The organism is Sinomicrobium kalidii (assembly GCF_021183825.1).
Taxonomy (GTDB): domain Bacteria; phylum Bacteroidota; class Bacteroidia; order Flavobacteriales; family Flavobacteriaceae; genus Sinomicrobium; species Sinomicrobium kalidii.
In genome coordinates this window covers 3,266,581-3,292,966 of the sequence record NZ_CP089211.1, presented here as the reverse complement: position 1 = coordinate 3,292,966, position 26,386 = coordinate 3,266,581, and the positions used below count along the sequence as shown (strand labels likewise).

Annotated in this window: 26 protein-coding genes and 1 pseudogene; 6 read left to right on the top strand and 21 right to left on the bottom strand. The window is 47.1% G+C overall.

Translation table 11 applies throughout. The features are described from left to right. Window positions 1-5 precede the first annotated feature (5 nt). The gene (locus LS482_RS13280; RefSeq protein ID WP_233028002.1) at window positions 6-956 is read left to right on the top strand and encodes a L,D-transpeptidase; all 951 of its coding nucleotides are present in this window, start codon (window positions 6-8) and stop codon (window positions 954-956) included. Between the two features lie 75 nt (window positions 957-1,031). Here the strand turns inward: LS482_RS13280 and LS482_RS13275 are convergent, their stop codons facing one another. The 6 genes and pseudogenes from LS482_RS13275 to LS482_RS13255 all read right to left on the bottom strand — a co-directional run bounded on the left by LS482_RS13275 (window position 1,032) and on the right by LS482_RS13255 (window position 4,678). Next, window positions 1,032-1,238: a dodecin family protein gene (locus tag LS482_RS13275; protein WP_187964977.1), complete on the bottom strand. Its 207-nt coding sequence runs from the start codon at window positions 1,236-1,238 to the stop codon at window positions 1,032-1,034. A 292-nt stretch (window positions 1,239-1,530) separates the two neighbouring features. Further along, a pseudogene (locus LS482_RS21855) lies at window positions 1,531-1,627 on the bottom strand (sulfite exporter TauE/SafE family protein); the annotation flags it as partial. A 115-nt stretch (window positions 1,628-1,742) separates the two neighbouring features. Then, window positions 1,743-2,735, bottom strand: a complete 993-nt coding sequence (locus LS482_RS13270) for a 2-hydroxyacid dehydrogenase (RefSeq protein ID WP_233028001.1) — start codon at window positions 2,733-2,735, stop codon at window positions 1,743-1,745. 47 nt (window positions 2,736-2,782) lie between these two features. Continuing rightward, window positions 2,783-3,238 carry a hypothetical protein gene (locus LS482_RS13265; RefSeq protein WP_233028000.1) on the bottom strand — a complete coding sequence of 152 codons (456 nt, stop codon included), beginning with the start codon at window positions 3,236-3,238 and terminating at the stop codon, window positions 2,783-2,785. 68 nt (window positions 3,239-3,306) lie between these two features. Then, on the bottom strand, window positions 3,307-3,747 hold the full coding sequence (locus LS482_RS13260) for an Hsp20/alpha crystallin family protein (RefSeq protein ID WP_233027999.1): 441 nt from the start codon (window positions 3,745-3,747) through the stop codon (window positions 3,307-3,309). An 88-nt stretch (window positions 3,748-3,835) separates the two neighbouring features. Next, window positions 3,836-4,678, bottom strand: coding sequence for a universal stress protein (locus tag LS482_RS13255; RefSeq protein ID WP_233027998.1), 843 nt, complete (start codon window positions 4,676-4,678; stop codon window positions 3,836-3,838). A 152-nt stretch (window positions 4,679-4,830) separates the two neighbouring features. Here LS482_RS13255 and LS482_RS13250 point away from each other — a divergent pair, with 152 nt between their 5' ends. Then, window positions 4,831-4,983 carry a hypothetical protein gene (locus LS482_RS13250; RefSeq protein ID WP_233027997.1) on the top strand — a complete coding sequence of 51 codons (153 nt, stop codon included), beginning with the start codon at window positions 4,831-4,833 and terminating at the stop codon, window positions 4,981-4,983. A 43-nt stretch (window positions 4,984-5,026) separates the two neighbouring features. Here LS482_RS13250 and LS482_RS13245 read toward each other — a convergent pair whose 3' ends face one another. The 6 genes from LS482_RS13245 to LS482_RS13220 form a co-directional block, all read right to left on the bottom strand. Further along, a complete protein-coding gene (locus LS482_RS13245; protein WP_233027996.1) occupies window positions 5,027-6,076 on the bottom strand; it encodes a response regulator in 1,050 nt (349 codons plus the stop codon). Continuing rightward, complete coding sequence (locus LS482_RS13240; RefSeq protein WP_367890574.1) at window positions 6,054-7,295, bottom strand: PAS domain-containing sensor histidine kinase; 1,242 nt, start codon at window positions 7,293-7,295, stop codon at window positions 6,054-6,056. Before LS482_RS13240 ends, LS482_RS13245 begins: the two co-directional genes overlap by 23 nt. Before the next feature lie 218 nt (window positions 7,296-7,513). After that, window positions 7,514-8,812: an acetyl-CoA hydrolase/transferase family protein gene (locus LS482_RS13235; RefSeq protein ID WP_233027995.1), complete on the bottom strand. Its 1,299-nt coding sequence runs from the start codon at window positions 8,810-8,812 to the stop codon at window positions 7,514-7,516. 93 nt (window positions 8,813-8,905) lie between these two features. Beyond that, a complete protein-coding gene (locus tag LS482_RS13230) occupies window positions 8,906-9,487 on the bottom strand; it encodes a YceI family protein (protein ID WP_233027994.1) in 582 nt (193 codons plus the stop codon). Window positions 9,488-9,547: 60 nt separating this feature from the next. After that, window positions 9,548-10,813: a TonB-dependent receptor gene (locus tag LS482_RS13225; protein ID WP_233027993.1), complete on the bottom strand. Its 1,266-nt coding sequence runs from the start codon at window positions 10,811-10,813 to the stop codon at window positions 9,548-9,550. 35 nt (window positions 10,814-10,848) lie between these two features. Continuing rightward, complete coding sequence (locus tag LS482_RS13220) at window positions 10,849-11,436, bottom strand: YceI family protein (RefSeq protein WP_233027992.1); 588 nt, start codon at window positions 11,434-11,436, stop codon at window positions 10,849-10,851. A 286-nt stretch (window positions 11,437-11,722) separates the two neighbouring features. Between LS482_RS13220 and hemN the strand changes: the two genes are divergently transcribed. Beyond that, complete coding sequence (hemN, locus tag LS482_RS13215) at window positions 11,723-13,087, top strand: oxygen-independent coproporphyrinogen III oxidase (RefSeq protein WP_233027991.1); 1,365 nt, start codon at window positions 11,723-11,725, stop codon at window positions 13,085-13,087. Between the two features lie 461 nt (window positions 13,088-13,548). Here the strand turns inward: hemN and LS482_RS13210 are convergent, their stop codons facing one another. The 9 genes from LS482_RS13210 to LS482_RS13170 form a co-directional block, all read right to left on the bottom strand. Beyond that, window positions 13,549-13,935 (bottom strand): group III truncated hemoglobin, encoded by a 387-nt coding sequence (locus LS482_RS13210; protein ID WP_233027990.1) that lies wholly within the window; start codon window positions 13,933-13,935, stop codon window positions 13,549-13,551. 76 nt (window positions 13,936-14,011) lie between these two features. Continuing rightward, the gene (locus LS482_RS13205; protein WP_233027989.1) at window positions 14,012-14,713 is read right to left on the bottom strand and encodes a sulfite exporter TauE/SafE family protein; all 702 of its coding nucleotides are present in this window, start codon (window positions 14,711-14,713) and stop codon (window positions 14,012-14,014) included. Window positions 14,714-14,833: 120 nt separating this feature from the next. Then, on the bottom strand, window positions 14,834-15,289 hold the full coding sequence (locus LS482_RS13200; RefSeq protein WP_187967460.1) for a FixH family protein: 456 nt from the start codon (window positions 15,287-15,289) through the stop codon (window positions 14,834-14,836). Window positions 15,290-15,481: 192 nt separating this feature from the next. Further along, a complete protein-coding gene (gene ccoG / locus LS482_RS13195; RefSeq protein WP_233027988.1) occupies window positions 15,482-16,900 on the bottom strand; it encodes a cytochrome c oxidase accessory protein CcoG in 1,419 nt (472 codons plus the stop codon). 131 nt (window positions 16,901-17,031) lie between these two features. Further along, the gene (locus LS482_RS13190) at window positions 17,032-17,892 is read right to left on the bottom strand and encodes a cbb3-type cytochrome c oxidase N-terminal domain-containing protein (protein WP_233027987.1); all 861 of its coding nucleotides are present in this window, start codon (window positions 17,890-17,892) and stop codon (window positions 17,032-17,034) included. Beyond that, window positions 17,889-18,074, bottom strand: coding sequence for a CcoQ/FixQ family Cbb3-type cytochrome c oxidase assembly chaperone (locus LS482_RS13185; protein ID WP_233027986.1), 186 nt, complete (start codon window positions 18,072-18,074; stop codon window positions 17,889-17,891). Before LS482_RS13185 ends, LS482_RS13190 begins: the two co-directional genes overlap by 4 nt. Before the next feature lie 2 nt (window positions 18,075-18,076). Then, window positions 18,077-20,275 (bottom strand): cytochrome-c oxidase, cbb3-type subunit I, encoded by a 2,199-nt coding sequence (gene ccoN, locus LS482_RS13180; protein WP_233027985.1) that lies wholly within the window; start codon window positions 20,273-20,275, stop codon window positions 18,077-18,079. 2 nt (window positions 20,276-20,277) lie between these two features. Continuing rightward, on the bottom strand, window positions 20,278-20,466 hold the full coding sequence (ccoS, locus tag LS482_RS13175) for a cbb3-type cytochrome oxidase assembly protein CcoS (RefSeq protein WP_233027984.1): 189 nt from the start codon (window positions 20,464-20,466) through the stop codon (window positions 20,278-20,280). A gap of 58 nt (window positions 20,467-20,524) precedes the next feature. Continuing rightward, complete coding sequence (locus LS482_RS13170; protein WP_233027983.1) at window positions 20,525-22,939, bottom strand: heavy metal translocating P-type ATPase; 2,415 nt, start codon at window positions 22,937-22,939, stop codon at window positions 20,525-20,527. A 105-nt stretch (window positions 22,940-23,044) separates the two neighbouring features. Between LS482_RS13170 and LS482_RS13165 the strand changes: the two genes are divergently transcribed. From LS482_RS13165 to LS482_RS13155, 3 genes are all read left to right on the top strand, one after another. After that, window positions 23,045-23,728: a Crp/Fnr family transcriptional regulator gene (locus tag LS482_RS13165; RefSeq protein WP_233027982.1), complete on the top strand. Its 684-nt coding sequence runs from the start codon at window positions 23,045-23,047 to the stop codon at window positions 23,726-23,728. Window positions 23,729-24,030: 302 nt separating this feature from the next. Then, window positions 24,031-25,506, top strand: coding sequence for a copper-containing nitrite reductase (gene nirK, locus LS482_RS13160; RefSeq protein ID WP_233027981.1), 1,476 nt, complete (start codon window positions 24,031-24,033; stop codon window positions 25,504-25,506). Window positions 25,507-25,532: 26 nt separating this feature from the next. Further along, window positions 25,533-26,333 carry a formylglycine-generating enzyme family protein gene (locus tag LS482_RS13155; protein ID WP_233027980.1) on the top strand — a complete coding sequence of 267 codons (801 nt, stop codon included), beginning with the start codon at window positions 25,533-25,535 and terminating at the stop codon, window positions 26,331-26,333. Window positions 26,334-26,386: the final 53 nt, after the last annotated feature.

Sequence of the window (26,386 nt, the reverse complement as noted above, 5' to 3'; positions counted from 1 at the left end):
AAGCTATGACTGCGATATGGTTATTTTGTGCATTGGTCCTTTCCCAGGGATATCCCTTGTATTTTCCCCGGGAAACTACAGCTATGGCCAATAATTCGGTTGAAAAGGATTCAACAGAAAAACGGATATGCATTTCCCGCGATGTTCCCGTCGGGGATTATTTTGATTTTATGGACTCCCTGGTGTCCCGGCATACTCCGGAAATCGATTATCCGCTTACCGAACACTTGCTGGTACGTACAAATCCATGGATCATAGACACCCTGGCCAATACGGACTATTACCGTCAAATAGCCAGGGACTCTTTTGTGTATGACCAAAAGAAAATGATCGTACTACGGGCCGGTGATTCCCTCATGATCCCGGATTCCACGGCTGTAACCCGGCTGTTAAACAGCTTTGAGAATACACGTATCGACATCAATATTCCCGAATACAAGCTCCGGATTTACCGGGACTCCGTATTGCTGTACGCATTTCCCATACGGGTGGGGCAAAACACCAAAAGATATCTCACCATGGGAAATCGCATTACCAACCTGCAGACTGCAAGCGGTAAAGGGACCATAGTAAGGCATGCAAGAAATCCCGTATTTTATAACCCGGTTAACGGAAAGCGGTTCTACCTGACCAGAAGGGATGATGGCAAAACTACGGTAATGCCCCGAATACCATGGATAGAGACCGAAATAAACGGGGTGCGTAACGGGCAGATGATCCACCCTACGACCAATCCGGAAACCCTGGAAAAAGCCTATTCCAATGGCTGTATAGGTACCAGGGAGGCCGACATGTGGTATATCTATTACCACGCCCCTATCGGAACCCGTATTGCCATTCGGTACGATTTAAATATTGTGGGTGAAAACGGGGAAAGGATAACCCTAAAAGATATTTACAGGAAAGGGCAAAATCCGGAAACCGGGAAAGAAAAAACAAGACAAACCCAAAAATGATGACGGGAAAAGATTACCTAAACCCTATTTATATTAACTAACAAGTTCTTTTCCGAGTTTGTCTTTTTTGATAATTTACTCTTCAAAAACCTCAAAACATACCTTGGCATTAACCCGGTACTCGGCAATGCGGTTATCTTCGATAGTGGCCTGCATATCCTGGATATACACCGACCTGATGTTCCTTACGGTTTTAGCCACTTCATTCACCACCCGCTGAACGGCATCTTCCCAGCTTTCTTCTGAATTTCCCAGTATTTCTACTACTTTTAAGACTGACATGATTTTAAATTTTAAAGTTAATAATCCGTACCAATTTAAGTATGAACGGACATGCATAAAATGATATTTGTCAGTCATCATGATAGATGTAGATATGGATTCATATCACACGAAAAGTTTATTATACACTGATAATCAAAAATGGGATAAACTTTTTTTTAAGACAAAAAAACCGAAAAGTGATCGTACGAATTATCCCACCAGAACATTCGATACTATCGTAACTGTCTCTATGATCAATATCATGAAGAGGACTAAACGCCTGAACTGATCGTGGGAAAAACGGTAATACCAATACGGATTGAAAATCCGGGAAGTAATTGGCTATGGGAACAAAAAAACACGGAAGACCCGAATCCTCCTACGGTACCCAGGACCTCCGCGATCAGGGAAAGCACAATAAACAGAGGTAAGTATCTTAGCACAACGGTTATTTTTATATACTGCTAAGCTAATGCCGGGCATGCATAAATAAAATGACATTGCTCATCCGGCCTGTAAATATCACGGTATTTTACTTGCCGGACTTTTTCCGTGTTGCCAGTCAAGTACATTTTGAAAAACCGTATCCGCGATATTGGTCAATGCCTCTGCAGTAAGAAAAGCGTGATGGGAAGTAACTAAAACATTGGGCATACCGATCAGTTTCTTTAAGGCCATATCTTCAATCCCTGTTTTTGAGCAGTCTTTAAAAAAGACCTCTTTTTCCCGTTCGTACACATCCATCCCCAAAGCGCCTATTGTGCTGTTCTCAAGGGCCTCCAGCAGGTCTTCCGTCTTTATGATGGCCCCTCTTGCCGTGTTGATGATCGTCACTCCCTTTCGCATTATTCCGAACAGTTCCCTGTCCAGCAGATGATACGTGTCTTTATTCAAAGGTGCATGAACGGAGATCATATCGGCACCGGCACACAATTGTCTTAAAGTGGTATACCGCAAACCGTATTTTTGCTGTAATTCGTCATTTTCATGAATATCATATCCCAGCAGTTTACACCCGAAACCGTGCATGATCTTTGTCATAACACTCCCTATACGCCCCGTACCTATTATCCCGACTGTTTTTCCATGAAGATCAAAACCGGTCAGCCCGTTGATGTCGAAATTAAAACCGGATACCCTTTTATGCGATTCCGTTAACCTGCGGTTCAGGGCAAGAAGAAGGGCAACGGCGTGTTCTGCAATGGCATAGGGCGAATAATCGGGTACATTGGCCACTTCCAGCCCCAAACGTCCTGCGGCTTTTAAATTGACATGATCATACCCGGCAGACCTCAGGGCAATATATTTAACCCCCATCTCCTTCAGTATTTCCAGGACGGTCTGGGAAGCATTGTCCCCGGTGAAAAGGGAGACCGCATCGAAATTCATTGCCAGTATCGCAGTGTCCGGGTCCAGGGATTCTTTCGTAAAAACCACCTGAACATCGTGATGATTACCGGCATTTTGCAGATAGGGCCTTTCAAAAGCCCTGACACTGTAGAACAGAATTTTCATGAAGCAGGTATTTCTGATTTATATAAAAAGGGATAGTTACAAAACTTTTATTTCCTGTACTTCCCTCCGATAAGGTGCTTCCGGTTGGTTTCCCTCATAATATCGTAGACCGTATGGAACATCTCTTTTTTCCGTTCCCTGAAATCACGGGTCAACTGCTCTACGTTTTGTTGTATTCTTTTATGAGTGATCTTCACCTCCCTTTCTTCATAAGGTTGATCGATACCATCCAGCAGCACAACCAGTTCGTTTTGATGATCCCTGACCTGTTTTATATGACGGGGGATCTGTTTTTTGTATGCGGACAGTTTTTCCACAAGTGCTTTGGTCTGAGTATAATTCTGGTCGGTGCTCAATTTTATGAAATAGGTACCGAGCAATTCGTCGAGAAAATGCAATTCGGTATGTGCAAATTCCAGTTCGGAAAGCCATTGCCTGGCATCTTCGTGCATCTCCTCCGCACTCTTCCATTCCATATATTTAATGTTGGTGTACAGGGCCATTTTATCTTTTATTAAAAGTTAGAAAAAAACAGGGAGTTCTAAGCAACTCCCCGTTTCCATAAATTTCTTTAATGAACCTCTATCGCCCTGGAAGGGGATGCTTTGGCTTCTTTTTTTTTGGCCAGATTGAGTTTGAGTATTCCGTTTTCATACCTGGCTTTGACTTCTTCCTCCTTTACATTTTCCGGAAGTAACAGCGAACGCTTAAAAGAATTGTAATTAAACTCCTTACGGGTATAATTCTCATCTTTTTCTTCTTTCGACTCTTCTTTTTCGGCACTGATGTTCAGGTAGCCGTTTTCTACGGCAATCCGGAAATCCTTTTTGGAGAGGCCCGGGGCTGCCAGTTCAATTTCGAATTCGTCTTCCTTTTCCCTGACGTTTAGGGCCGGCTGTTCCAGGATAGTCCTGTCCAAAAAACCATCCCTGAAAAAATCGTCCATGTCGAAAAACCTGGACAAGCCGGAACCGGACCAGGGTAACCTGTTGTTAAATTTGATAAGTGACATAACTGTATTTTTTTGATGTTAAACAATTTATGACACTAATTTAGTTTTAGAAAAAGTGAATTGAAATGATAAAAATCAGTCTTGGCTTTTATTCATGCAATACCAAAAACGGTATCCTGGTGTGATAACTCATTTTTGCTACCGTGGGCCTGAAAAGTATTTGCTGGGAAAAATTGAGTTTTTTTGCCATCATGGCTATCCAGTCAATGTCCCTGCTTTCTGTAAAGCATTGTACCGCTTCGCTCAGGTTTTTATGGGTCAACTGGTGAAAGCTGTGTTTTTTATCGCGTAGATAGTCCCCGAGTAATTCCTTGTTTCTTTTTTGTGCGTCACTCAACCTCTCTTCCTCATTTCTGATCACGTGAAGCACCCGGATCGTCGATTGGAACATTTCGGCCAGAAAGGTCAGGGTATCCAAAACCCTGACGGAATACTGCAAAGTATAATCGGTAGGAAAAGCGATCTCTTCGGGAGGACGGAAAGCAACATTTTCGGGAACGGCCAGCACCGGGCACTTTACTTTGGTAATGACATCGCCCGTATTACTCCCCACTGTCATCTCTTTTAGCCCGGAAGCTCCTTTGGTTCCCATGACTATCAGGTCTATATCCTTATCTTCTACCTCCTGTCGCATGGTATCGATAAAAAAATCGTACGCTGACAAAAGTTCAAAACGGTGATTGGGATTCCTGTGTTCCCCTTCGATCCTGGCCAGTGTTTTTTCCAGTTCCTTCCGGGCTTCTGTCTGAAGTATCTGGTCGATATCCCGGGGGAAAGTGACCAAAGGCACATCTGCTGTTGCATAAACATGGGGCTGCGTGACATGAAGCAGATAAAAACTGCACTTAAACTCTTTAAACAAGAGTAACGCATACGCAATGGCATTCCATGAGTTTTCCGAAAAATCCGTAGGGATCAGGATATTTTTCATCTGTTTATTTTTATTGCTTTTCATCGGTCAGATGTAACCTTTGATGACTAAAATAATCATTGCCATGTGTCTAAGGATTATTTTAGTCATGTCGGTTTCATTTTGCTTCCTTCTTATGGGAACAAAAGTATGCCTGCCAAAGAAAACAAAATATGATAAATATCAACCCGGAAGATCAGATAACATCCTTTAACCGGGCAAAAATTATATACAGGAAGAAAAATATGATGACCGGGAGTTGGGGAGTTGGGGAGTTGGGGAGTTGGGGAGTTGGGGAGTTGGGGAGTTGGGGAGTTGGGGAGTAAAACTAATCAACTCCGAACTAACCAACTCCCCAACTACAACCCTTTAACCGATCTTTTGCAAACCCTCAATGTCCAGCACTTTGATATTTCGCCCTTCAATGGCAATAAGCCCTGCTTTCCTGAGTTCTGAAAGGGTACGGATAAAACTCTCGGGGGCTATACCTGCTACACCGGCCAGGTCGCTGCGGGAGATCCTGATTTCATTCCGGGCGTGCCGCTGTAGCTTTTCCACAAAACGCAGTATGGTATTTGCGGTTTTTTTCCGTACCGACCCGTAGGCCATTTGTAATAGCTGTTCCCTGACACCGGACAGGTCCTCGGCAAGGAATTCCACCAATTCTATGGTTAGCTTGTGGTTGTTTTTTAGTATTTCCGTAAAGATATCTTTCCGCAATCCGTAAAGGGTTGTTTGCTTCAGGGCGGTTGCCGATTCTTTGTAAGGAATATTCTGTGTAAAGGAATAATAGCCGAAGAAATCGTCGTCCCGGCTTATGCTTGTTATCAGTTCCTTGCCGTATTCTTCTATACGATGTGTCTTTACCATACCGCTTTCCACCAGGAAAATATAGTTGGAATGGTTTCCTTCGGAATAGATAACGTCTCCTTCCTCAAAACCGAAACATTCCCCTTCGTCCAGGAAAAAATTCTTGAGTTCGTTAATATCTCGGATGTCACCGTCTTCCGGTTCCGGGGATTTTTGTTCTTCAGTGGCTTCCCCGAGGAGGGATACTTTAGCCAGCCTGCTCTCTATGGCACTTATGAGTTCGGTTTCCTCAAAGGGCTTGGTCAGGTAATCGTCTGCACCGAGGTCCATCCCTTTCCGCACTTCCTTTCGTTCGGTCTTTGCCGAGAGAAAGATAAACGGTATCTTCCTGGTGTTTTTATCAGCGGAAAGCGCTTCCAGCACACCATACCCGTCGAGTTCGGGCATCATGATATCGCAAACGATGATATCCGGTTTTTCTTCACGGGCCAGAAACAGGCCCTTTTTTCCGTTGGGTGAGGTTAAAACCCCGTAACCCGATAGTTCCAGCAGTTCCGACGTACTTTCCCGCAATACGGGATCGTCTTCAATGAGTAAAATCTTTTTCATGATTGGGTAGTTTTACCGTAAAAGTGGTTCCTTTTCCTTCTTCACTGACAAAATCGATCTCTCCGCCCAGGTTTTCCAAGTGGCTCTTCACGATATTGAGCCCGATACCCGTGCCCTGGTCGTTAATAGCATTCCTGGCCCGGAAATACCTGCTGAAAATATGCTTCTGGTCTTCTTCCGGGATACCTATCCCCCTATCTTTGACCCGGAATACGAACATCGCTCCTTCCTGCCCTACCCCGATATCTATTATCGTATGTTCCGGGGAATATTTCACGGCATTCCTCACAAGATTGGAGAGGATCAGTTCCACGATCTTTTCATCCTGGCACAACATGTAGTTGTCTATGTCTTCCGGAAAATTGATCCGTTGCCCCGTCTTCAGCAGCATGTTGGCATCATAAATAACCTCGTTAAAGACCTTACTGATATTGAAGGGAGCGAATTTATACTTTTCCTTCCCGGAATCTATGCGTTCCACCGAAAGGAAATCGTTCAGGATATTGTTGAGATAACGCACCTTGTTCTTTATGGTCTCCAGGTGTTTTTCCCGTTTTTCCTGCTGATCGGCTTCCGTGTATTTTCCGATAAGCGTTGCAGAGACCAGGATACTGCTCAGGGGAGTTTTGAATTCGTGGGAGACCATGGAGAGGAACTTGGTCTTTAATTCGTTGAGTTCCTTCTCTTTTTGCAGGGCGTTCTTGATCTTGTTCTCCGCTTCTATTCTTCTTTTCACCTCTTTTTGCAACTGGTTGACGGAGTCTTTCAGTTCCTGTGTCCTGATCTCTACTTTTTCCTCCAGTTCTTCATTGAGCTGCCTGATCTTGTTTTCGGCGGCACGGCTTACGGTAACGTCCATGACCAGGGCCACCACGAATTTCTTGCCGTAAACGGTAAAGGGATTAAGCCCTATTTCGACCGGGAGCTCGGTACCATCCTTTTTGATGCCCCACAGGTTCCTCCCGGCCGCCATTTTACGCTTGCTGGATTTGGCGTAATAATTTTTAAAATGATCGTTGTGATTGTGGTGGTACTGGCCGGGTATAAGTATATCCATATTTTTACCCAGCAACTCGTCTTTTTCATAACCGAACATGCTTTCCAGCGGGGAATTGGTGGCTACGATCTTCTTTTCCCCGTCCACCACCAGGATACCTTCTGAAATGGTTTCGAGAAGAATTCCGAAAATGTCTTCTTCCTGCTGGAAAAACTTCATCATAAAAACGATTAAACGATTCCGGACCGGATGCCATAGCTTACGGAGGACCTGTGCATTTGCAGCCGGTATTACATTCCTTAATATCCCTTTATCCGTAGTTTTCAAATATAAGCATTAAAATCGTTATCCTGAAGATCTTTTAAACAAGCGGCCCCGAACAACCGTACCATTGTCCCGGGCCTGCTTTTTCTCATTTGGAAAAATATTACATACAAAGTCTATATTTTACCCGGCATCGCTACCGTATTGCTCCCGAACCTTTCATAAGCCGCCTGCTCCAGGGCTTCTATATGGTCGGGATGGGCTATGGAAATAAGGGCTTTGGCCCTTTCCTTCAGATTTTTCCCGAAGAGGTCCACCACGCCGTTTTCGGTAGCTACGTAGTGCACATGGGCCCTTGTTGTAGTCACCCCGGCGCCCTGTTTCAGGTACGGAACAATCTTGGAAATGCCCTTGACCGTGACCGACGGCAGGGCAATAATAGCCTTTCCTCCTTCCGAAAGTGAAGCGCCCCGTATAAAATCCATTTGACCTCCCACGCCGGAATATTGCCTTGTCCCGATACTGTCTGCACATACCTGACCGGTAAGGTCTATTTCAATAGCGCTGTTTATGGCAGTTACCCTGGGATTCTGGCGGATAATCGCCGTGTCATTGGTATACGATGCTTCCTTGAAGTGTACTATGGGATTATCGTCCAGGAAACGGTACAGTTCCGGGGAACCCACGGCAAAACAGGTGACCAGCTTTCCCCGTTTTATCTTCTTTTCTTCCCCGGTTATGACTCCTTTTTCCACCAGGGGCAAAATCCCGTCGGAGAACATTTCGGTATGTACCCCCAGTCGCCTGTGATCTCCCAGCTGACCCAGCACTCCGTTTGGGATCCCCCCTATTCCCATCTGAAGCGTGGCTCCGTCCTCTATCAGTCCGGCGACGTGATAGCCGATACGTTTTTCCACAGCAGTGGATTCGGAAAGTTCCGTACTGTATATGGGCTCATCCACATATATGGCTGCATCGATGTTCCTGACATGGATAATTCCGTCTCCGTGGGTCTTGGGCACATTGGGATTGACCTGGGCCACTACTTTCCGGGCGACACCTACGGCCGCCAGGGTAATGTCGACCGAAGTCCCCAGGGAACAATAACCGTGCCTGTCCGGTGGGGATACCTGTATGAAGGCCACATCTACCGGCAGGAGGTTTCTCCGGAAAAAAAGGTGTATTTCACTCAGGAATACGGGTATGTAATCGCCATAAGGTGAATTTACGGCGTGGCGAACGTTGCCGCCGACAAAAAAACTGTTTATCCTGAAGGTATTGCAATAAGGTTCGGTGGTATACAGGGCTTTCCCCTCCGTATGCATCTGGACGATCTCTATATCCTCCAGCTCCCCGTGACGTGCACACAGGGCCGTTATCAAACGTTTCGGCGTCATGGCAGCTCCCTGGAAAAACACGCGGTTCCCGGAAGATACGAGGCCAACAGCTTCTTCGGCAGTCGTGTAGTGTAACATTTTCTATATTGTTTCTTTAAGTTGTCAGGTCTGTTTTTTTACAAAATATAAACAAAGCAAAGTTTCTCTGTTTTCGTTATCCGTTTTCCACGTTCAATCCTCTACACGGAGGTCCAGGTCAAAATAGATTTCAATGTCTTCCCGGACCACGATCAGTCCCAGCATTTTCTTCGGGGGTTCCAGCCCGAAATCGTTAATATTCAGACGCAGCGTCCCGGAACATCTGAAGGATTTGCCTCCGGTGAGGTCCACGGGTATCGTATACTCCCGCCTTACCCCGGCAATGGCCATGGATATGAGGGCCTTTACTTCTCCTGCTTCCTTTACAGTCTCTTTCAGTTCCAACCGTATATGCGGATAGGTACCTGTTTGCAACAGTTCATAAAAGTCTTTATTAATCCCTTTTCCCCCGCAGTTAAATCCCCGGTTATCCAGCCGGATAACGGCATTCCCGAACACGGTTCTCCGTCCTTCGCTCCGGAAAGTGACCGGAACGGACCTCTCCAGTAGCCGGGGGTTATATGCACAGTTGAAATCCCGGATGTTGGCATATCCTTTCAGGTACAGTTCACTTCCCTGCTTTATTTCTATGGTACATGCCTCTTCCGGAGAAGGGAGCCCTGTGCGGAACAGCACCGTTATCATCAGGAACCAGAACCGGAAAACCATTTCCATTATCTTGATTTTTAATAAGGAGGAGTTTTTGCCTCCTCCTTATCTGTATAATACTTTCGTTTAAAAACTGATCACTGCTTCCACCATAAGCCCGTTGAACTTACCGTCGTTCAGAATGCTGGTCGTGTCAAAACCGTCGTAAGTCTGGTTGACGTATTCCAGTTTGGCCAGGATATTTTTGGTCATAAACCATCCGGCACCCAACTGGTAGCGGGTGATGTCCACATCATTGTAGGTAACGGTCTCTTCCCCGCTGACCAGGTTATACCTGCCGCCTACATAAAATTTTTCACTTCCGCCAAAGCGGTACAGCAATTCGGCACCGTACTGGTTCCATACCCGGGTATCGGCTTCTCCCGGGGCCTTTCCGGAAGACCTCTCGTACATTCCGAAGAACTCCAGTCCGTTGTATTTCACAAAAGGATTTATCATTACGGCAGTCAGTTCGGAATTAAGCCCCGGATCGTATCGCCCGGAGGTAAAATTACCCTTGGAGGTAGCTTCCTCGTTTTCCATGACGAAATAGTACCTGGATCCTGCCCGGTCCCCGCCGTAAAGGTATGTTCTTGAGGAATGGGCGGTGTGGTACAGAGAACCTGTAAGCCGGAGCCTCAGATCGTCCTGTACCTGTTTGTCGTACCCGAGTTTGGCCAGGAAGGAAGGGCTTGTTTTTTCCGGGTTGTCCACAGCCTGGTTGAGCTTTCCGTTGGTCACTCCCAGCATGGAGATAAATCCGTCTCTCCTGTAATATACCTCGGCTCCCACTTCAGTGGTAAAGGCATCCATGATATAGTTGCCTACGAACGGGTTGTAAATGGCCTGGGCATTATCGCTTCTTCGAAAATGGGCATCGCCGTAGTTACTTTCCATGTGCCCTATTTTTACGGTAACGTATTTCATCACGTCCTCCAGGAAGCCGGGATTGATAAAATCCAGCCGGTCTATCTGGAAATACCCTCCTTTTACATAGGGCTCCGGGTGGTGCCGGGAAGAAAGGTAGGTCCTCAGGTGCATTCTCACCCCGTCGAACAGGGCCACATCGAGGTCCAGGTTGGCCGTAGCCAGGTTAAAATTGTCCCCGATCTCCTTTAAAGCAACATTTCCGTTGTTACTGTGGTCCAGTGCCTGGAACTGAAGCGTGGAAGAACCTCCTATCCTTACTCTTACACCGTCAAAAGTGGATACGGTGTCTTTGGGACTTTCAAAAACATTGATCCCGTTCTTGTCCGGACTCCTGTAATTATCCGGGTTCCTGTGTTGTGCCCTTACGGATATGCTGAATGTGCACAACAGGGCAAATAATACAATGGTTATCGTTTTTTTCATGATTATTGCTATTTGTCAGATTAAAAAATGGTTTGTTATTTATAGGTGATATTGAGATCTACCGTCACCGTCTCCCCGGTCTTTATGGTGCCGAGAAGAGCAGTGGGCGGCTCTATGTTATAGTCGGTCATCCGGATCACGGTCTTGCCGGACAGGCGTATGCCGTCACCGGGTACTGCAGTGAATGTCAGCGGCACTTTTTTGCGCACGCCTGCAATGGTAAGTTCTCCCTGAACTTCGACACGGTATTTTCCTGTGGTGATCTCCCCTATTTCAGCGGCCCCTGCCGACTGAAAGGTGATCTCCTCATACTCCCGGCTTTTCAGGGCCTTGTACGTGTTTTTGTCCATCCCGCCCTTGCCGCTTTTGAGGCCTTCTACAGTCACGGTAAAAGAGAAGTTGTCTGCGGATTTCAGTCGATTGTTTTCCGTTGTAAAGGAGGCATTGCCACGGAAAGATTCTGCCGTAAGTTCCCAGTCGTGTATATTGGAAGTCCCCAAAACAACCACCTTGCTTTCGGAAGGGATGACCTTAGATTTCTGGGCTGCGGCAACCTGAAAAAACAGTATCATACTCAGCATCGCCACAACAGTTTTCATCCCGGACAGTTTTATAGTATTCATGATTAAAAGTGTTTTTGAAGTGATTTATCCTTTATGTTATTACACTGCAAAATTGAAGTGAAATGCAATGCTGAACTATGATATTTGTCATGCGGAAATAAATCTGTGATCTCGTTTTACGGAGAAAAAGTGAAGTATTATTTATACAGGAATTTTATGGACGGGTATAATTACCGATACAGTTTCAGTATCCGGAACACGGCAAAACCTTTATAAATTATCTGCTGATAAATATCATTTTTCGAAACAATCCCGATCAGTAGTTTTGACCTTAAAACAATCAGGAATGAAAGACGATCTGATCCGGAAATACAATGTTGCAGGCCCCAGGTATACCAGTTATCCCACTGTTCCCTATTGGGATCAGGGGAGTTTTTCCTGTAAAGACTGGCTTTCGTCATTAAAGAGGTCTTTTGCAGCGGGAGACACCGCCCGGGAAATAAGTCTTTATATCCATTTACCGTTCTGCGAAAGCCTGTGTACCTTCTGTGCCTGTCATAAGCGTATTACCAGAAGGCACGAGGTAGAAGCGCCTTATATCAAGGCATTGTTAAAAGAGTGGAAATTGTATGTAGAGGCACTGGGGAACATCCCGAAAATAAAGGAACTCCACCTCGGCGGGGGAACCCCCACCTTTTTCTCCCCGGAAAATCTAAAAACCCTCATCAATGGTGTTTTTAAATATGCGGAGAAAGCCACGGACTACGAATTCGGTTTTGAAGGACACCCTAACAATACCACTGAAGCCCATCTCCGTACCCTGTACGACCTGGGATTCAGAAGGGTCAGTTTCGGGGTACAGGATTATTCTCCGGAAGTACAACGCGCCATCCACAGGGTACAACCTTTTGAAAACGTACTCAAGATCACAAAAACCGCACGGGAAACCGGGTATACTTCCATCAGTCATGACCTGGTTTACGGACTTCCTTTTCAAACCATCGGGGATATCACCGGCACCATAGCCAAAACCAAAGCGCTGATGCCGGAAAGAATTGCATTTTACAGTTACGCTCATGTCCCGTGGCTCAAAGGAAACGGTCAGAGGGGATTTCAGGAATGTGACCTGCCTTCGGGGCAGAAAAAAAGGAATTTCTACGAAACGGGGAAAAAACTACTTGCGGAAGCCGGGTATACCGAAATCGGTATGGACCATTTTGCACTGCCTTCCGACAATCTCTTTCAGGCCCTGCAAAACCGGTCCCTGCACCGGAATTTCATGGGATATACCACGTCAAAGACCCGGCTCCTGATCGGCCTCGGAAGCTCGGCCATAAGCGATAGCTGGTATGGCTTCGCCCAGAATGTCAAAAGTGTGGAAGCATACTACGACCTGGTAAATAATGGTATTTTACCTGTACAAAAGGGACACATTTCCAACGAAGAGGACCTTATCATACGCCGGCATATTTTAAACCTGATGTGCAACTTCCGGACTTCCTGGGAAACCCCTGACCTGCAATTTCACGACCTGCCCGGGGTACTTACCCTGTTGGCAGAAATGGAGAAAGACAAGATCGTTGAGATTTCCGGAGACCACATTGAGATCACCCCGACCGGAAAACCGTTTGTACGCAACGTATGTATGGCCTTTGACCTGAAATTACAACGAAAGCAACCGGAAACAAGGATTTTCAGTACTACGGTTTAATATCAGGTTACTTAGTTATTAGGCTACTAAGTTATTCAGGCTATACTCAACAATTCATTAACTTAACAACTTGTCACCCACAGAATTAATGTTTTGGCAACCGCATCAAATGAAGTGACGGTTAAAAGCGTCATCGCCAGCGAAGCGTCGGCGATCTCCCGGCTGGTATGCGCCTACCTGTTGCTGAGCCTGTCGAAGTATTGGAGGTATGTCGCTGGCCTCCGGGAGATTGCCACCCTTCGGTTTTAGTTTTTCCTGAGCTTAACCGAAGGGCTCAGGACAGGCTAAAGTCAAGGGGTTTTGGGCTGTCCAAGGCGTCCCGACTTCGCTCGACGTGACAATTTCCTATGTTGTTGTAATTCAGATATTTATAAAAATACGTCATTTGTAGCCTTTCGACTTATCAGGAATTATATTAACCCACTGTTTTTATGCATGGTATAAATCAAACTCTCATTACCTCAGGATCCCTTCCTGTGTTTATAAATTTCCATAAAGAGATGTGTAGACATTTTCCGGGCGTTGTTTTTGGCCCTTTCGGCCAGCTCCCCGGCAAACAGGCCATCTATGGTGGTAAACCACAACGTCAGCCATTCTCCGAAGTGTTTTATATCCACGGTGTGGTCAAACTTTTTGTCTACACCGATATGGGCTTCCCTGGGGTTCCCCTTGTACTTTCCCCGGTGGAACAGGTTGGATTCCCAGAAATCCGTGAGTTTCTCCAGGTGTCCGTCCCAATCGGTGATCGTCTCGTTAAAAAAAGGTCCTATTTCCCTGTGCTGTCTTACCTCTTTATAGAAGGAAGAGACCAGTTTAAATATGTCTTCCCTGTTTTGAATATCTCTCATTGCGCTGTATGGTTCGGGGCATTACCGCAAAAATAAGACGGGCCTGCCACATAACTATTTAATTATACACAAAAATTCAATGGCATTTCACCCTATAGGACACTTCTCCCACCACGGGGGCCGGGGATATATACGGAATGCCCAGTCCGAGTCCGCGAAGGATAAACAGGCACCCCATAAACACTACAAATACGGGGATCAACCGCTGAACTTTTTGTCTTGTTTTCTGTTTGAGTACGTTCCCCAGGTATACCACAGCGGTCATCAGCGGCACGGTGCCCAGCCCGAAAAGCGCCATATACAATCCGCCTTCCCATATCCCGGGAGTGGTCATGGCTGCCAGTACGGCCATATAGACCAATCCGCAGGGGAGCAGACCATTAAGAATACCTGACAGAAAAAATGTTCCCGGGGCCTGTTTTCGCAGTGCCGCTCCCAGGCGGTTCTTTACCCCGGAAACAGCCCGGTAATACCATTTCACCAAAAAACCGGGCGATAATTTTATACGCGGAAGCCATACCAGGACGATCATTACGACCCCTATACCAATCGACAGCTGCTGCTGTATCCCGAACAGCCGGAATCCCAGTCCCAGCATACCGAACAACAACCCGATAGCCGTATACGATACAATCCTTCCGAGATGATAACTCCCGAGTTGCCACAGCTTGTTCCTCGGGTTTCCCCGGTCCAGCGGAAGCATAAAAGCTATGGGGCCACACATGCCTACGCAGTGAAAGCCTCCGGCCATACCCAGTAAAATTGCAGATAGCAGCATTTTTTTAGTTTTGGAGTTTACATGTTATTGAATTTGCCGAAGTACATGTTACTGAGCTTGTCGAAGTAGGAGTTTTGGAAGTAAAACTAACCAACTCCCATACTCATCAACTGCTTATTATCAATACATTATTTTTTTATGGGTCAGGTAGTGGTTTTCGCCGTACTGCCAGTCTATCTCTACATTCCACCTTCCGGGGAGTAACTTTTCGTCCGGAATTATCAGTCTTCTTCCGGAAAGCTTCACGGAGATCTCAAAATCTTCTTTACTGTCCGAAGGTCTGTATAAGGATATGCTTCCGGAAATTTCTTCGGGCTTCAGATGATCCGGAAAATCAATATGAATTCCCTTCTTCGTTCTTTCAATACGGGGGTCCATCCCCTCCCTGCGGGTCTTTTGCTCGCGGTCCATATCCTCCTGGAAAGAAAGTTCCCTGGCATAATAGGCCTCTGTTACCAGCTGATGATCGTACTTCTTTTGTGTGTTCATCCGGATTACAAAGGAGAGAATGAATACGATAAATCCTATAAAAGCCAGTACGACAGCCGTACCCCAGTTTATTTTTAAGTGTCTCATCACAATGGATTTTGTTTGATACTATCTCTTTTCATTATTTTCCCGGCCTGCCGGGGATGTTAAAAGGCTGCCGTCCCTGTAAACAGACTAAACATTTCAGACCATAAACCTATCCGATACGGGACGACAGCCCGACTGCTAACTAAAAACCAAACGCTATTTCTTTTCTAAAAACTTGTTTCCGTAAATGTATCATCTATAACTCACCGGCCCCTGAAAGTTCACCGTTACGGTTTCTATTTGTTTGTCCTTCCGGTAGAGCCCGAGTTTAAGCCTTGTCTTATCGCCTTCCAGTTGCGATTGCGGTAACTTTATGAACAGGGTCCCTTCGGCCATGCCCTGTCCGGGTATCTGAAAACGCGCTCCCGACACCGGTTTTACCTCTCCTTCGTGGGAGAGCAGCCTGAAAGTGACGCTGTCTATCTCTGCCGTGGTCTTGTTTACGGCCTTGTAGGTATAAACATTGCTGATAACGTTTGCCCCTTCCCGGCCGAACAGTTGCCCGGGTACGCGAAGCAGGGTCACTTCCACTTCATTCCTGAGAAACAGCAATCCGGTAAGCAGGCCCATCAGTATGAACAATACGGCTGCATAACCTTTCATTCTCGCCGTAACCCGGAAAGGGGTTTTTGTACGGATATTTTCTTCGCTGGCATACCGGATAAGCCCTTTCGGATAGCCTACTTTTTCCATAATATGGTCGCAGGCATCGATACAGGCCGTACAGTTCACACATTCCAGCTGGGTGCCGTTTCGGATGTCTATCCCGGTGGGGCATACCTGTACACATTGCAGGCAGTCAATACAATCGCCATGTTCCAGGGCTTTCCTGTCTTCGTTCTTCCTGAACTTCTTTCTTCCGTTTTTTCCTTCTCCCCTTTTGTGGTCATAGGCTACTACTATGGATTTTTCGTCCAGTAATACCCCCTGCAACCTTCCGTAGGGACAGGCGATGATACACACCTGTTCCCTGAACCAGGCAAAGATGAAATAGAACACCCCCGTAAAGATCAGCAGGGGAATAAAGGTGCCCAGATGACCGGCAGGACTTTCCTTTATATATTCCAGCACTACATCCCCTCCTATGAGATACGCCAGAAAAACATTGGCAATACCAAAGGATATGAGCACGAAAACACTCCATTTCAACAGGCGCTTCCTGATCTTTTCGGCATTCCAGGGCTGCCTGTCCAGCCGCATTTGCGCCCCGCGGTCGCCTTCGATCCGGTATTCGATCTTCCTGAAGACCATTTCCATAAAAATGGTCTGCGGACAGATCCATCCGCAGAATATCCTTCCGAATGCTACGGTGAACAGCGCCAGGAAAACCACACCGATAATCATGGACAGGACAAACAGGTAAAAGTCCTGCGGCCAGAAGGGAAACCCGAATATGTGGAAGCGTCTTTCCAGTACGTTAAACAGTAGGAACTGGTTGCCGTTTATCTTGATAAAGGGGGCCAGGATCAAAAAGACCAGCAAGGCATAACTCACCCGTGTCCGCCAGGTGTAATACCTGCCGGAGGGCTTTTTAGGGAAAACCCATGCCCTTTTTCCTTCTTTATTTACGGTTCCTAACGAATCCCTGAAATTGTCATTTTCCTGTATCATCCGTACATTTTTCGGATTTGCCTTTATACAAGGCTTATGCTATGAATAAAGGGCTGCCCCGTAATAGTGAATAACGGGCATACGTTGTTCGACACCCTTAACTAACAAAACCCCTTTGGGCAGCCCTTTTTTTATTCCTGTTCCGCTTTCCACACTTCGCCTTCGGGTTCCTTGGGATTTGCCGGGGTCGTCCCCTGCAGGGCGAGTACATAACTGGCCACCTGCTGTATCTCACGCGGTCTGAGTGTCTGTTTCCAGGCGATCATCCCTTTCCCGGAACGGCCGCCTTCGGAAATGGTGTGGAATACATTTTTAATCCCCCCACCCAATATCCAGTGGGTATCGGTCAGGTTCGGGCCTATTCCTCCCCCTCCGTCTGCCATATGACAGGCGATACAGTTGGATTGAAATATGGCCTTACCGGCTTCGATATCCGGGGTTTCCGTAAGCAGGGTTACGGTACTGGCATCGACCAGGTCTTTTGCCGTTTCCTTATACCTCGCGATCGCTTCTTCCGCCCTGGCTATTTCATTCCGGAATTCTTCGGTCTGGTCTGCTCCGTCAAAAACGTGAAACCGCACCAGGTAAACCACGGCAAAGACGATAGACAGGTAAAACCCGTACAGCCACCAGGGCGGCAGGGAGTTGTCGAGTTCCCGGATACCGTCGTAATTGTGGTCCAGTAAAATTTCGCCTTCCTCTTCCATCGGTCTGGACCTGGTCAGCTTTTTGTACCATTTCCGGTACCACACTTCTTTTTCGGCCTGTGTTTCCCGTTGTTCTTCCGTCATCATCACTTCGGTAAGGCGTCGCAGTGCAGCCAATACGGCTTCCACGGCCACGAGAAGGATGGTAAATACCAGCATGAAAAGGAGCACTTCCGGGTATTCGATAAAGGCGGGCTTGTCCCCGGAATCGATAAAATATTCCGCAGCCCCGAATACTAAGGCTACTATGGCTATGACCCTGAGATACGATGAAAATGTTCTCATAATTGCTCGTTTTCCTCCGGTTCCAACGGAATTTGCTTTACATTTTCTATATATTCCTTCCTCGCGGTAAAGACCCACCAGAACAGGCCCACGAAAAAGAGAAAAAAGATGGACAGCGAGATGATGGGATAGATCTCAATCCCGGCGATACTCGCCATATGGTCCTTGATATATCTTAACATAACTATTGATTTTTATCGGTGATACTTTCGTCCTTTATTTTGATATCGGTGCCCAATCGTTGCAGGTAGGCGATGAGCGCTACAATCTCCCGGTCCTTCATTTCCGTAAAGACCTCCCCGTTTTCCAGGGCGGTCTGTTTGTCTTCTTCATAGGCCCTGACAAAATCCGGATCGTTGTGCAGGCTTTTTTCTATCATCGCGGCCTGTGCATCCATATTTTCCCGGGCACGTGCAATATCCTCGTCGGTATAGGGTACCCCCAGGGAGACCATCGCCTTCATTTTATTTTCTATAGCACTGCGATCAAGGCTGTTTTTTATAAGCCATTTATAGCTGGGCATTATCGATCCGGACGATGTGCTCTGCGGGTCCCACAGATGGTTAAAGTGCCAGTTGTCCGAATATTTCCCGCCCACGCGCAACAGGTCCGGCCCGGTCCGCTTGCTTCCCCAGAGGAAGGGGTGGTCGTAGACGTATTCGCCCGATTTGGAATACTCCCCGTACCGTTCCACCTCGCTCCGGAACGGACGTACCATTTGTGAATGACAGCCTACACACCCTTCACGGATATAAATGTCCCGGCCTTCCAGTTCCAGGGGTGTATAGGGTTTGACACTGGTGATCGTGGGGATATTGGATTTTACTATAAGCGTAGGTACAATTTCCACGATGCCCCCGATAAGGATGGCAATGGTAGCCAGGACAGTAAGCTGAACCGGCCTTCGCTCCAGCCAGGTATGGAAGCCTTCACCTATCAGTTTTCCTTTCTTTACCCGTTGCAGGGCGGGAGCTTCGGCCAGTTCGTCATTGACTTTACTGCCTTTTCGTATGGTCACTATAATATTATAGCAACCAATCAGGGCTCCGACAATATAGAGCGAACCGCCTATGGCACGCATCCAGTACATCGGGATGATCTGGGTCACGGTTTCCAGGAAGTTTCCATAGACAAGTGTCCCGTCCGGGTTGAACTGTTTCCACATGGATGCCTGCACAAATCCGGCCACATACATGGGCAGGGTATACAATACGATCCCAAGTGTTCCTATCCAGAAGTGGAAATTGGCAAGCCCCGTGGAATACAACCTTGTTTTGAACATTTTAGGCACCAGCCAGTATATCATCCCGAAGGTGAGGAAACCATTCCATGCCAGTGCCCCCACATGTACGTGAGCGATAACCCAGTCGGTAAAGTGGGCTATGGCATTGACATTCTTCAGGGAGAGCATCGGTCCTTCAAAAGTGGCCATCCCATACCCGGTGATGGCTACGACCATGAATTTCAATACCGGGTCCGTACGCACCTTGTCCCAGGCCCCGCGAAGCGTAAGCAGGCCATTGATCATCCCTCCCCAGGAAGGGGCGATAAGCATAATGGAAAAAGCTACCCCGAGGTTCTGTGCCCAGTCCGGAAGGGAAGAATACAGCAAATGGTGCGGCCCGGCCCAGATATAGATAAATATGAGCGACCAGAAGTGGACAATGGATAATTTATAGGAATATATGGGCCTGTTGGCCGCTTTCGGTACAAAATAGTACATCAGCCCCAGGAAAGGCGTGGTGAGAAAGAAAGCCACGGCATTGTGCCCGTACCACCACTGTACCAGGGCATCCTGTACTCCCGCGTAAACGGAATAACTCTTAAGACCGCTGACCGGAACTTCCAGGCTGTTGAATATATGCAGTACGGCCACGGTGACAAAAGTGGCCAGGTAAAACCAGATCGCCACATACAGATGCCTTTGCCGCCGTTTTAATACGGTACCGATCATATTGGCCCCGAAGGCCACCCATACCACGGCTATGGCTATGTCTATGGGCCATTCGAGTTCGGCATACTCCTTGGAGGTCGTGTAACCGAGGGGAAGTGTGATCGCAGCGGAAAGGATAATAAGCTGCCATCCCCAGAAATTGAAATTGCTCAGAAAATCACTGTACATCCTCGCTTTCAGCAGGCGTTGCAGCGAATAATAAACCCCGGCAAAAATGGCATTGCCCACAAAGGCAAAGATCACCGCGTTGGTATGTAGCGGCCGCAAACGTCCGAAGCTAAGCCAGGGAATCCCCTCGGTAAGGTTGGGGAACAAAAACAAAAAGGCGAGCAGCAGGCCTACCGTCATCCCGATGATGCCCCAGAACATGGTGGCCAGCAAAAATTTCCGCACAATTTTGTTATCGTAGTAAAACTGCTCTATTTCCATATTTATGATGATTGTTTATTCTCCGTATTGCAGGATTGGTCGTCTTCAACCAGTTCGTCTTCGAAAAGCATGCGTACCGACGGGGTGTAACTGTCGCGATACTGCCCGCTCTTCACCGCGGTGATAAAAGCGATGAGAAATACGGCAGCTACGATAATACTTACGGTTATTAGTATGTAGATAACACTCATATCGATTGTTTTCCGAAACAAAATTACTTGTCGTCTTCCGGGCAAAACATGATAAAAATCATGTTTGGGATGTTTGATTTCCTGTTCGTGGGTTATTTAGTTTTCTGCCGATAAAATTGGTCAGCAGGGTCACGAATACCACGATGGTCACAGAGCTCAGCGGCATCAGGATCGCTGCGATCACCGGGGATAATTTCCCGGTCACCGCAAAGGACAGCCCCGCGATATTGTAGAGAAAGGACAGTGCAAAACTTATTTTTACCACCTGCATTCCCTTTTTGGATATCCTGAGAAACTCATGGATCTCCCGAAATCGCGAAGCATCGAGAATGGCGTCACAAGCCGGGGAAAAGGCGTTGGTATCTTCGGCAATAACCACTCCGGCATTACTTTGTTGCAGGGCCCCGGCATCATTGAGCCCGTCGCCGACCATCATCACCCGGGCCCCGTTTTGCTGACATTGTCTTACATAGTTCAACTTGTGTTCCGGTTTCCGGTTAAAGCACATCTGTACACCGGGCGGCAACATTTTTTCCAGGGTCTTGCGCTCGCTTTCATTATCACCACTGAGGATAACCAGACGATATTTACCGGACAATTTCCGGAACAGGGAAGAAAGTCCTTGCCTGTACCTGTTTCCGAAGATGAATTTTCCCCTGTACCTGTTGTTCGTATTGATATGGACACTTGTCTTCGGAGAAGACTCCCGATCCTCATTTCCGGCAAACGCCCCGGAGCCTATACGAATATGCTGTTCCCGGTAAGTCGCTTCTATTCCTTTTCCTATGCATTCCTCATACTCGTCGGGAGTGAGAATGTTATTGCTTTTCAATATGGTGTAGAGTTGCCTGCTGAGAGGATGGGCAGAATTCCGGAGCGTACTTTTAAGCATGTCTTCCTCCGTCCGGTTCAATGGTTCTCCCTCGTAGGTTATGCTCCCCTCCCTGGCGGAAGTGATGGTCCCGGTCTTATCGAAAATGACGGTATCTATCGTTGCCAGCCGTTCTATGACCGAAGCGTTCTTAAGGTAGAATTTCCTCCTGCCGAAAATACGAAGCAGGTTGCCGAGGGCAAACGGGGCCGACAGGGCCAGGGCACAGGGGCAGGCGATGATAAGGACTGCGGTAAAGGCATTGAAGGCCGTATCCGTTTTTCCGAGCCACAGCCAATAGCTCAATGACAGCAATGCCACAGTCAGTACCACAGGGGTAAAATACCTGCTTACGGTGTTGGTGATGTTTGTATAACGTTCTTCTTTCTTTTCTTTAAAAGTATTGCTGGACCACAGTTTCGTGAGATAGCTTTGTGATACGGAACGCACGGCCTCCACCTCCACCAGTCCCGAAACCTGCCTGCCCCCGGCAAACAATTTAGCCCCGGGTGATCTGGACACGGGACGGGCCTCTCCCGTGACAAAACTGTAATCGATCAGGGCATTGCCTTTTATCAGCCTGCAATCCACGGGGATGAGTTCTTCATTGCGTATAAGGAGCCTGTCCCCCTTTTTTATATCGTATAGCTGTACGGCCGCTTCCCTTTCCCCAGAGATCCGCGTTACCGCGATGGGAAAATACGATTTGTAATCCCGTTCGAAGGAAAGAGAGGCGTAAGTCCTTTGCTGAAGGTATTTCCCGATGGTCATAAAAAAGATCAGCCCCGTGAGACTGTCAAAAAAACCGGGGCCATACCCGAAAACAATATCTGCCGTACTCCGCAGGAACATCACCGCGATCCCCAGGGCTATGGGAACATCGATATTAAGCAATCCGGAACGGAGACTACGGTAGGAGGACACAAAATAATCGCCGGCCACATACAAAACGGCAGGCAGGGAAAGTGCAAACATCAGCCAGCGGAAGAACGGCTTGTACTGCTCCAGCCAGAATTCCCCCATTTCGAAATACTCGGGGAAGGACAACAACATCACATTGCCGAAAGCAAATCCGGCGATCCCCAGTTTATACAGGAGTGCCCTGTTTTCCGCAACGGGCTTGTCTTCGTAATTTTCAAGACTTATACGGGGTTCATACCCTATGGAACCGAGTAGCCACACTACTTCCTTCAGTGAAACATGCCTGCTGTCATAGGATATCCTCAGTTCTTTTCCGGGAAAGTCTACCTGGGAATACCTTATCCCCTTGTTGAGTCTTTTTAAATTTTCCAGCACCCATATACAGGAGCTGCAGTGTATTCCCGGTATGCGGAGGTTTACAACCTGTATGTTGTCTTCGTAAAATTCCAGCAATTTTTCCGCAATGGCCTCATTGTCCAGAAAATCGTATTTGCCGGAAATCTCCCCCGGACGGGCTCCGGGGGTTCTATCCATGCTGTAATAGCCCTCCAGGCCATTCTCCGAAAGAATGTCATACACCGTCCTGCAGCCGGAACAGCAAAAATCCCTGTTCTCACGGACTATCGGTGTACCGGTACAGGAAGCGCCGCAATGAAAACAAACCCGGTCCGTATTCTCCATAATGCAATGATTTTGCAGCAAAGGTGTCAAACAGCAGCAGGAAATAACATGACATTTATCAGCTTATATTTCGTAATTTTACCTCCGGATCCCAACGGTACGGATATGGACAGATGCGAACAGTGTATAGTACGACAGTTTAGTGCCCTGAATGCACTTACCAAAGATGAGTTGATGCGGATAACCGTTTGTAAAACATCGGAAACCATAAAGAAGGGACAAATCCTCTTCGAAGAGGGAGATCACCTGAAAGGGGTTTATTGTATTAAAAAAGGTATATGCAAGCTCACTAAACTCAGTGCCAACGGAAGAGAACAGATCGTAAAGCTGGTGAGCAGTGGTGACCTGCTGGGGCAGCGAAGCGTAATAAGCAATGAAAAAGTGAATCTCAGTGCAGTTGCTATCAGCGACATGGAAATCTGTCTCCTTCCTAAAAAGGACATCTTAAGATCGTTTGAAACCAACAGGGAATTTTCATCCGAAGTTATCAGGGATGTATGTCACGATCTCAAAAATGCCAACAATTCCACGGTTGACATGGCACAGAAAACCGTAAAACAACGCCTGGCCGACACCCTTATCTACCTGTATAACACTTTCGGGGAAGATGAGCACGGGTTTCTTTCCGCACAAATGACCCGTGAAGAACTGGCCGGAATGGTAGGCACCGCTACCGAATCGCTTATCCGTACGCTTTCGGATTTTATAAAACAGAATCTTGTTACTGCGAAAGGGAAAAAATTACGGGTAAACGCTATGGAAGCGCTCGAAAAAATCTCATCCGGATAAAAAACCGGGCCTTTAACATCTGACCAGGGGAAACAACTTCCTCCTGCAAATTCTCTTTTATATCGCTTTAATGTCCATGCATTTAAGAACAATCCACAGGTAAATTCTATTTGATAAGACCTGTTCCCCTTCCATTTCCTCCTTTTCAAAACCTGACAAATGTCATAGGACAACAATCGACAGACAAATTATCTTTGGGGTGATAAAAGGATTTTTTTGATCAGAAACAGGATAAAAATATCCTTTTTAAAAAACTAATAAACAATTATTTAATAATAATTGAGTACTAAAATTCCAAGTTTATGAACCCATTCATTCAAAACAAATTCAGAGGTAGACCCTATAAATTACTTGTTTATGGTTTCATCATTCTTTTTGCATTTTCATGTGAAAAGAAAGAAAAGGAGGCTTATGCCTATACCGCCAAAACTCCCGATCTCAAGGAAACAAAAGCCGAACTCACCTCCCCTCCCCGGGTTCCGGAGCCCGTGGGGAAACGCCGGGCCCGAAAGCTCATCGTGGAAATGGAGATTCTTGAGGAGGAAGGCGAAATGGCAGATGGTGTCAGCTATGTGTACTGGACTTTTGGCGGAACGGTCCCCGGGAGCTTTATCAGGACACGTGTCGGGGATGAAGTAGAATTTCATTTAAAGAATCACCCGGACAACAAGCTGCCCCACAATATAGATCTGCATGCCGTGACAGGCCCGGGAGGTGGCGCCGAATCTTCGTTTGTAGCCCCGGGGCACGAAAAAGTATTCTCGTTCAAGGTGTTAAACCCCGGCCTGTATGTTTACCACTGTGCCACGGCGCCGGTAGGAATGCACATTGCCAACGGCATGTACGGGTTGATCCTGGTAGAACCCGAAGGGGGATTGCCATTGGTAGATAAGGAATACTATGTGATGCAGGGTGACTTTTACACCAAAGGGAAAAACGGGGAAAAAGGCTTACAGGCCTTTGACATGCGGAAAGCCGTAGATGAACGCCCCGACTACGTGGTGTTCAACGGCAAGGTCGGTGCTTTGACCGGGGACAATGCCATAACGGCCAATGTAGGAGAAACCGTAAGGATATATATGGGTAACGGAGGGCCCAACCTGGTATCGTCGTTCCATGTTATCGGGGAAATTTTCGACAAGGTATATGCCGAAGGGGGAAGCCTGGAAAACGAAAATGTCCAGACCACCTTAATCCCTGCCGGCGGAGCTGCAATCGTTGAGTTCAGGGTAGAAGTCCCCGGAAGTTTTGTCCTTGTCGATCACTCTATATTCAGAGCTTTTAATAAGGGGGCTCTCGGCATGCTGAACGTTCAGGGCGAAGGGAACAAAACGATTTATTCAGGGGAGTTGCGCGAAGAGACCTATCAGCCCGGGGAAAAGAAAACCCGGTCAGTACCCGCAACCGAAGAAATCGCAGAACTCCGGGCTCCCGCACGCTCACCCGAAGAACGTGTCAACGCCGGAAAACAAGTGTATATGCAAACCTGTTTTGCATGCCATCAGGCCGAAGGACAGGGAATACCGGGGGCCTTCCCCCCGCTCGCAAAATCGGACTTTTTAAATGCGGACGTAAACCGGGCCATCGATGTTGTACTTAGCGGGCTGACAGGCGAAATTACGGTAAACGGAGAAAAGTACAACAGCATCATGACCCCGCAAAACCTTTCGGATGATGAAATCGCCAATGTTCTGGCCTATATATATAACAGCTGGGGAAATTCCAAAAAGAATGTGACACCGGCCATGGTCACTAAAGTCAGAAATAAAAAATTATAATTACCCGCTAAAAAATCAATAGTATTATGAATGCCATAACCTTCAGGTTCCTGATTCCCCTTTTTGCTGTTAACTGGTTTTGCCATGCACAATCTGAAGGTATGGCATTTGTAAAGGGCGGCAGCTACCTGCCTCTGTACGGAAGCAAGGGCACAGTGGCAGAGGTCGAAAATTTTGAAATGGACGTCCATCCCGTAACCAATGCAGACTTTATTGCCTTTGTAACGCAGTACCCGCAATGGCGAAAGTCGGCAGTCAAAAAGTTGTTTGCCGAGGACAACTACCTGTATCACTGGAAGAACGACCTGGAAATTAAAGACGGCGAACATTTAAAAAGCCCGGTTACCTATGTTTCCTGGTTTGCCGCCAAAGCGTATTGCGAATGCCGGGGAAAAAGGTTACCGACCGTGGACGAATGGGAATACGTGGCCATGGCCGATGAAAAACTCCCCGATGCAAGGATCAAAGCATCCTACAATCAGCAAATACTGGCATGGTACGAAACCCCGAAAACACATAAAAACACGATCGGCAAAACCCCAAAAAACTATTGGGGAGTATACGACCTGCACGGACTGGTCTGGGAGTGGACGCTCGATTTCAATTCTGTTTTGATCTCCGGGGAATCGCGAAAAGACTCCGGCAAGGACAGTAACCTGTTTTGCGGAAGCGCGGCCATCGGGGCAACCGACCTCATGAACTACGCCGCCTTTATGCGTTATGCTTTCCGGGGAAGCGTAAAAGCGAGATATACCATCAAAAACCTGGGGTTCAGATGTGTCAGGTCCCGAAAAAACACTGAAAATAAGCCTATAAAACTTCCATGACGGTGCAAAAGAGGATGGAGAAAATAGTTTTAGTTTTTTGACCTAAGACGGTC

Excerpts from the sequence above, each read along its gene's own strand:
- LS482_RS13280 (WP_233028002.1), top strand. The coding sequence starts at position 6 with ATGACTGCGATATGGTTATTTTGTGCATTGGTCCTTTCCCAGGGATAT.
- LS482_RS13275 (WP_187964977.1), bottom strand. The coding sequence starts at position 1,238 with ATGTCAGTCTTAAAAGTAGTAGAAATACTGGGAAATTCAGAAGAAAGC.
- LS482_RS13270 (WP_233028001.1), bottom strand. The coding sequence starts at position 2,735 with ATGAAAATTCTGTTCTACAGTGTCAGGGCTTTTGAAAGGCCCTATCTG.
- LS482_RS13265 (WP_233028000.1), bottom strand. The coding sequence starts at position 3,238 with ATGGCCCTGTACACCAACATTAAATATATGGAATGGAAGAGTGCGGAG.
- LS482_RS13260 (WP_233027999.1), bottom strand. The coding sequence starts at position 3,747 with ATGTCACTTATCAAATTTAACAACAGGTTACCCTGGTCCGGTTCCGGC.
- LS482_RS13255 (WP_233027998.1), bottom strand. The coding sequence starts at position 4,678 with ATGAAAAATATCCTGATCCCTACGGATTTTTCGGAAAACTCATGGAAT.
- LS482_RS13250 (WP_233027997.1), top strand. The coding sequence starts at position 4,831 with ATGATAAATATCAACCCGGAAGATCAGATAACATCCTTTAACCGGGCA.
- LS482_RS13245 (WP_233027996.1), bottom strand. The coding sequence starts at position 6,076 with ATGAAAAAGATTTTACTCATTGAAGACGATCCCGTATTGCGGGAAAGT.
- LS482_RS13240 (WP_367890574.1), bottom strand. The coding sequence starts at position 7,295 with ATGATGAAGTTTTTCCAGCAGGAAGAAGACATTTTCGGAATTCTTCTC.
- LS482_RS13235 (WP_233027995.1), bottom strand. The coding sequence starts at position 8,812 with ATGTTACACTACACGACTGCCGAAGAAGCTGTTGGCCTCGTATCTTCC.
- LS482_RS13230 (WP_233027994.1), bottom strand. The coding sequence starts at position 9,487 with ATGGAAATGGTTTTCCGGTTCTGGTTCCTGATGATAACGGTGCTGTTC.
- LS482_RS13225 (WP_233027993.1), bottom strand. The coding sequence starts at position 10,813 with ATGAAAAAAACGATAACCATTGTATTATTTGCCCTGTTGTGCACATTC.
- LS482_RS13220 (WP_233027992.1), bottom strand. The coding sequence starts at position 11,436 with ATGAATACTATAAAACTGTCCGGGATGAAAACTGTTGTGGCGATGCTG.
- hemN (WP_233027991.1), top strand. The coding sequence starts at position 11,723 with ATGAAAGACGATCTGATCCGGAAATACAATGTTGCAGGCCCCAGGTAT.
- LS482_RS13210 (WP_233027990.1), bottom strand. The coding sequence starts at position 13,935 with ATGAGAGATATTCAAAACAGGGAAGACATATTTAAACTGGTCTCTTCC.
- LS482_RS13205 (WP_233027989.1), bottom strand. The coding sequence starts at position 14,713 with ATGCTGCTATCTGCAATTTTACTGGGTATGGCCGGAGGCTTTCACTGC.
- LS482_RS13200 (WP_187967460.1), bottom strand. The coding sequence starts at position 15,289 with ATGAGACACTTAAAAATAAACTGGGGTACGGCTGTCGTACTGGCTTTT.
- ccoG (WP_233027988.1), bottom strand. The coding sequence starts at position 16,900 with ATGATACAGGAAAATGACAATTTCAGGGATTCGTTAGGAACCGTAAAT.
- LS482_RS13190 (WP_233027987.1), bottom strand. The coding sequence starts at position 17,892 with ATGAGAACATTTTCATCGTATCTCAGGGTCATAGCCATAGTAGCCTTA.
- LS482_RS13185 (WP_233027986.1), bottom strand. The coding sequence starts at position 18,074 with ATGTTAAGATATATCAAGGACCATATGGCGAGTATCGCCGGGATTGAG.
- ccoN (WP_233027985.1), bottom strand. The coding sequence starts at position 20,275 with ATGGAAATAGAGCAGTTTTACTACGATAACAAAATTGTGCGGAAATTT.
- ccoS (WP_233027984.1), bottom strand. The coding sequence starts at position 20,466 with ATGAGTGTTATCTACATACTAATAACCGTAAGTATTATCGTAGCTGCC.
- LS482_RS13170 (WP_233027983.1), bottom strand. The coding sequence starts at position 22,939 with ATGGAGAATACGGACCGGGTTTGTTTTCATTGCGGCGCTTCCTGTACC.
- LS482_RS13165 (WP_233027982.1), top strand. The coding sequence starts at position 23,045 with ATGGACAGATGCGAACAGTGTATAGTACGACAGTTTAGTGCCCTGAAT.
- nirK (WP_233027981.1), top strand. The coding sequence starts at position 24,031 with ATGAACCCATTCATTCAAAACAAATTCAGAGGTAGACCCTATAAATTA.
- LS482_RS13155 (WP_233027980.1), top strand. The coding sequence starts at position 25,533 with ATGAATGCCATAACCTTCAGGTTCCTGATTCCCCTTTTTGCTGTTAAC.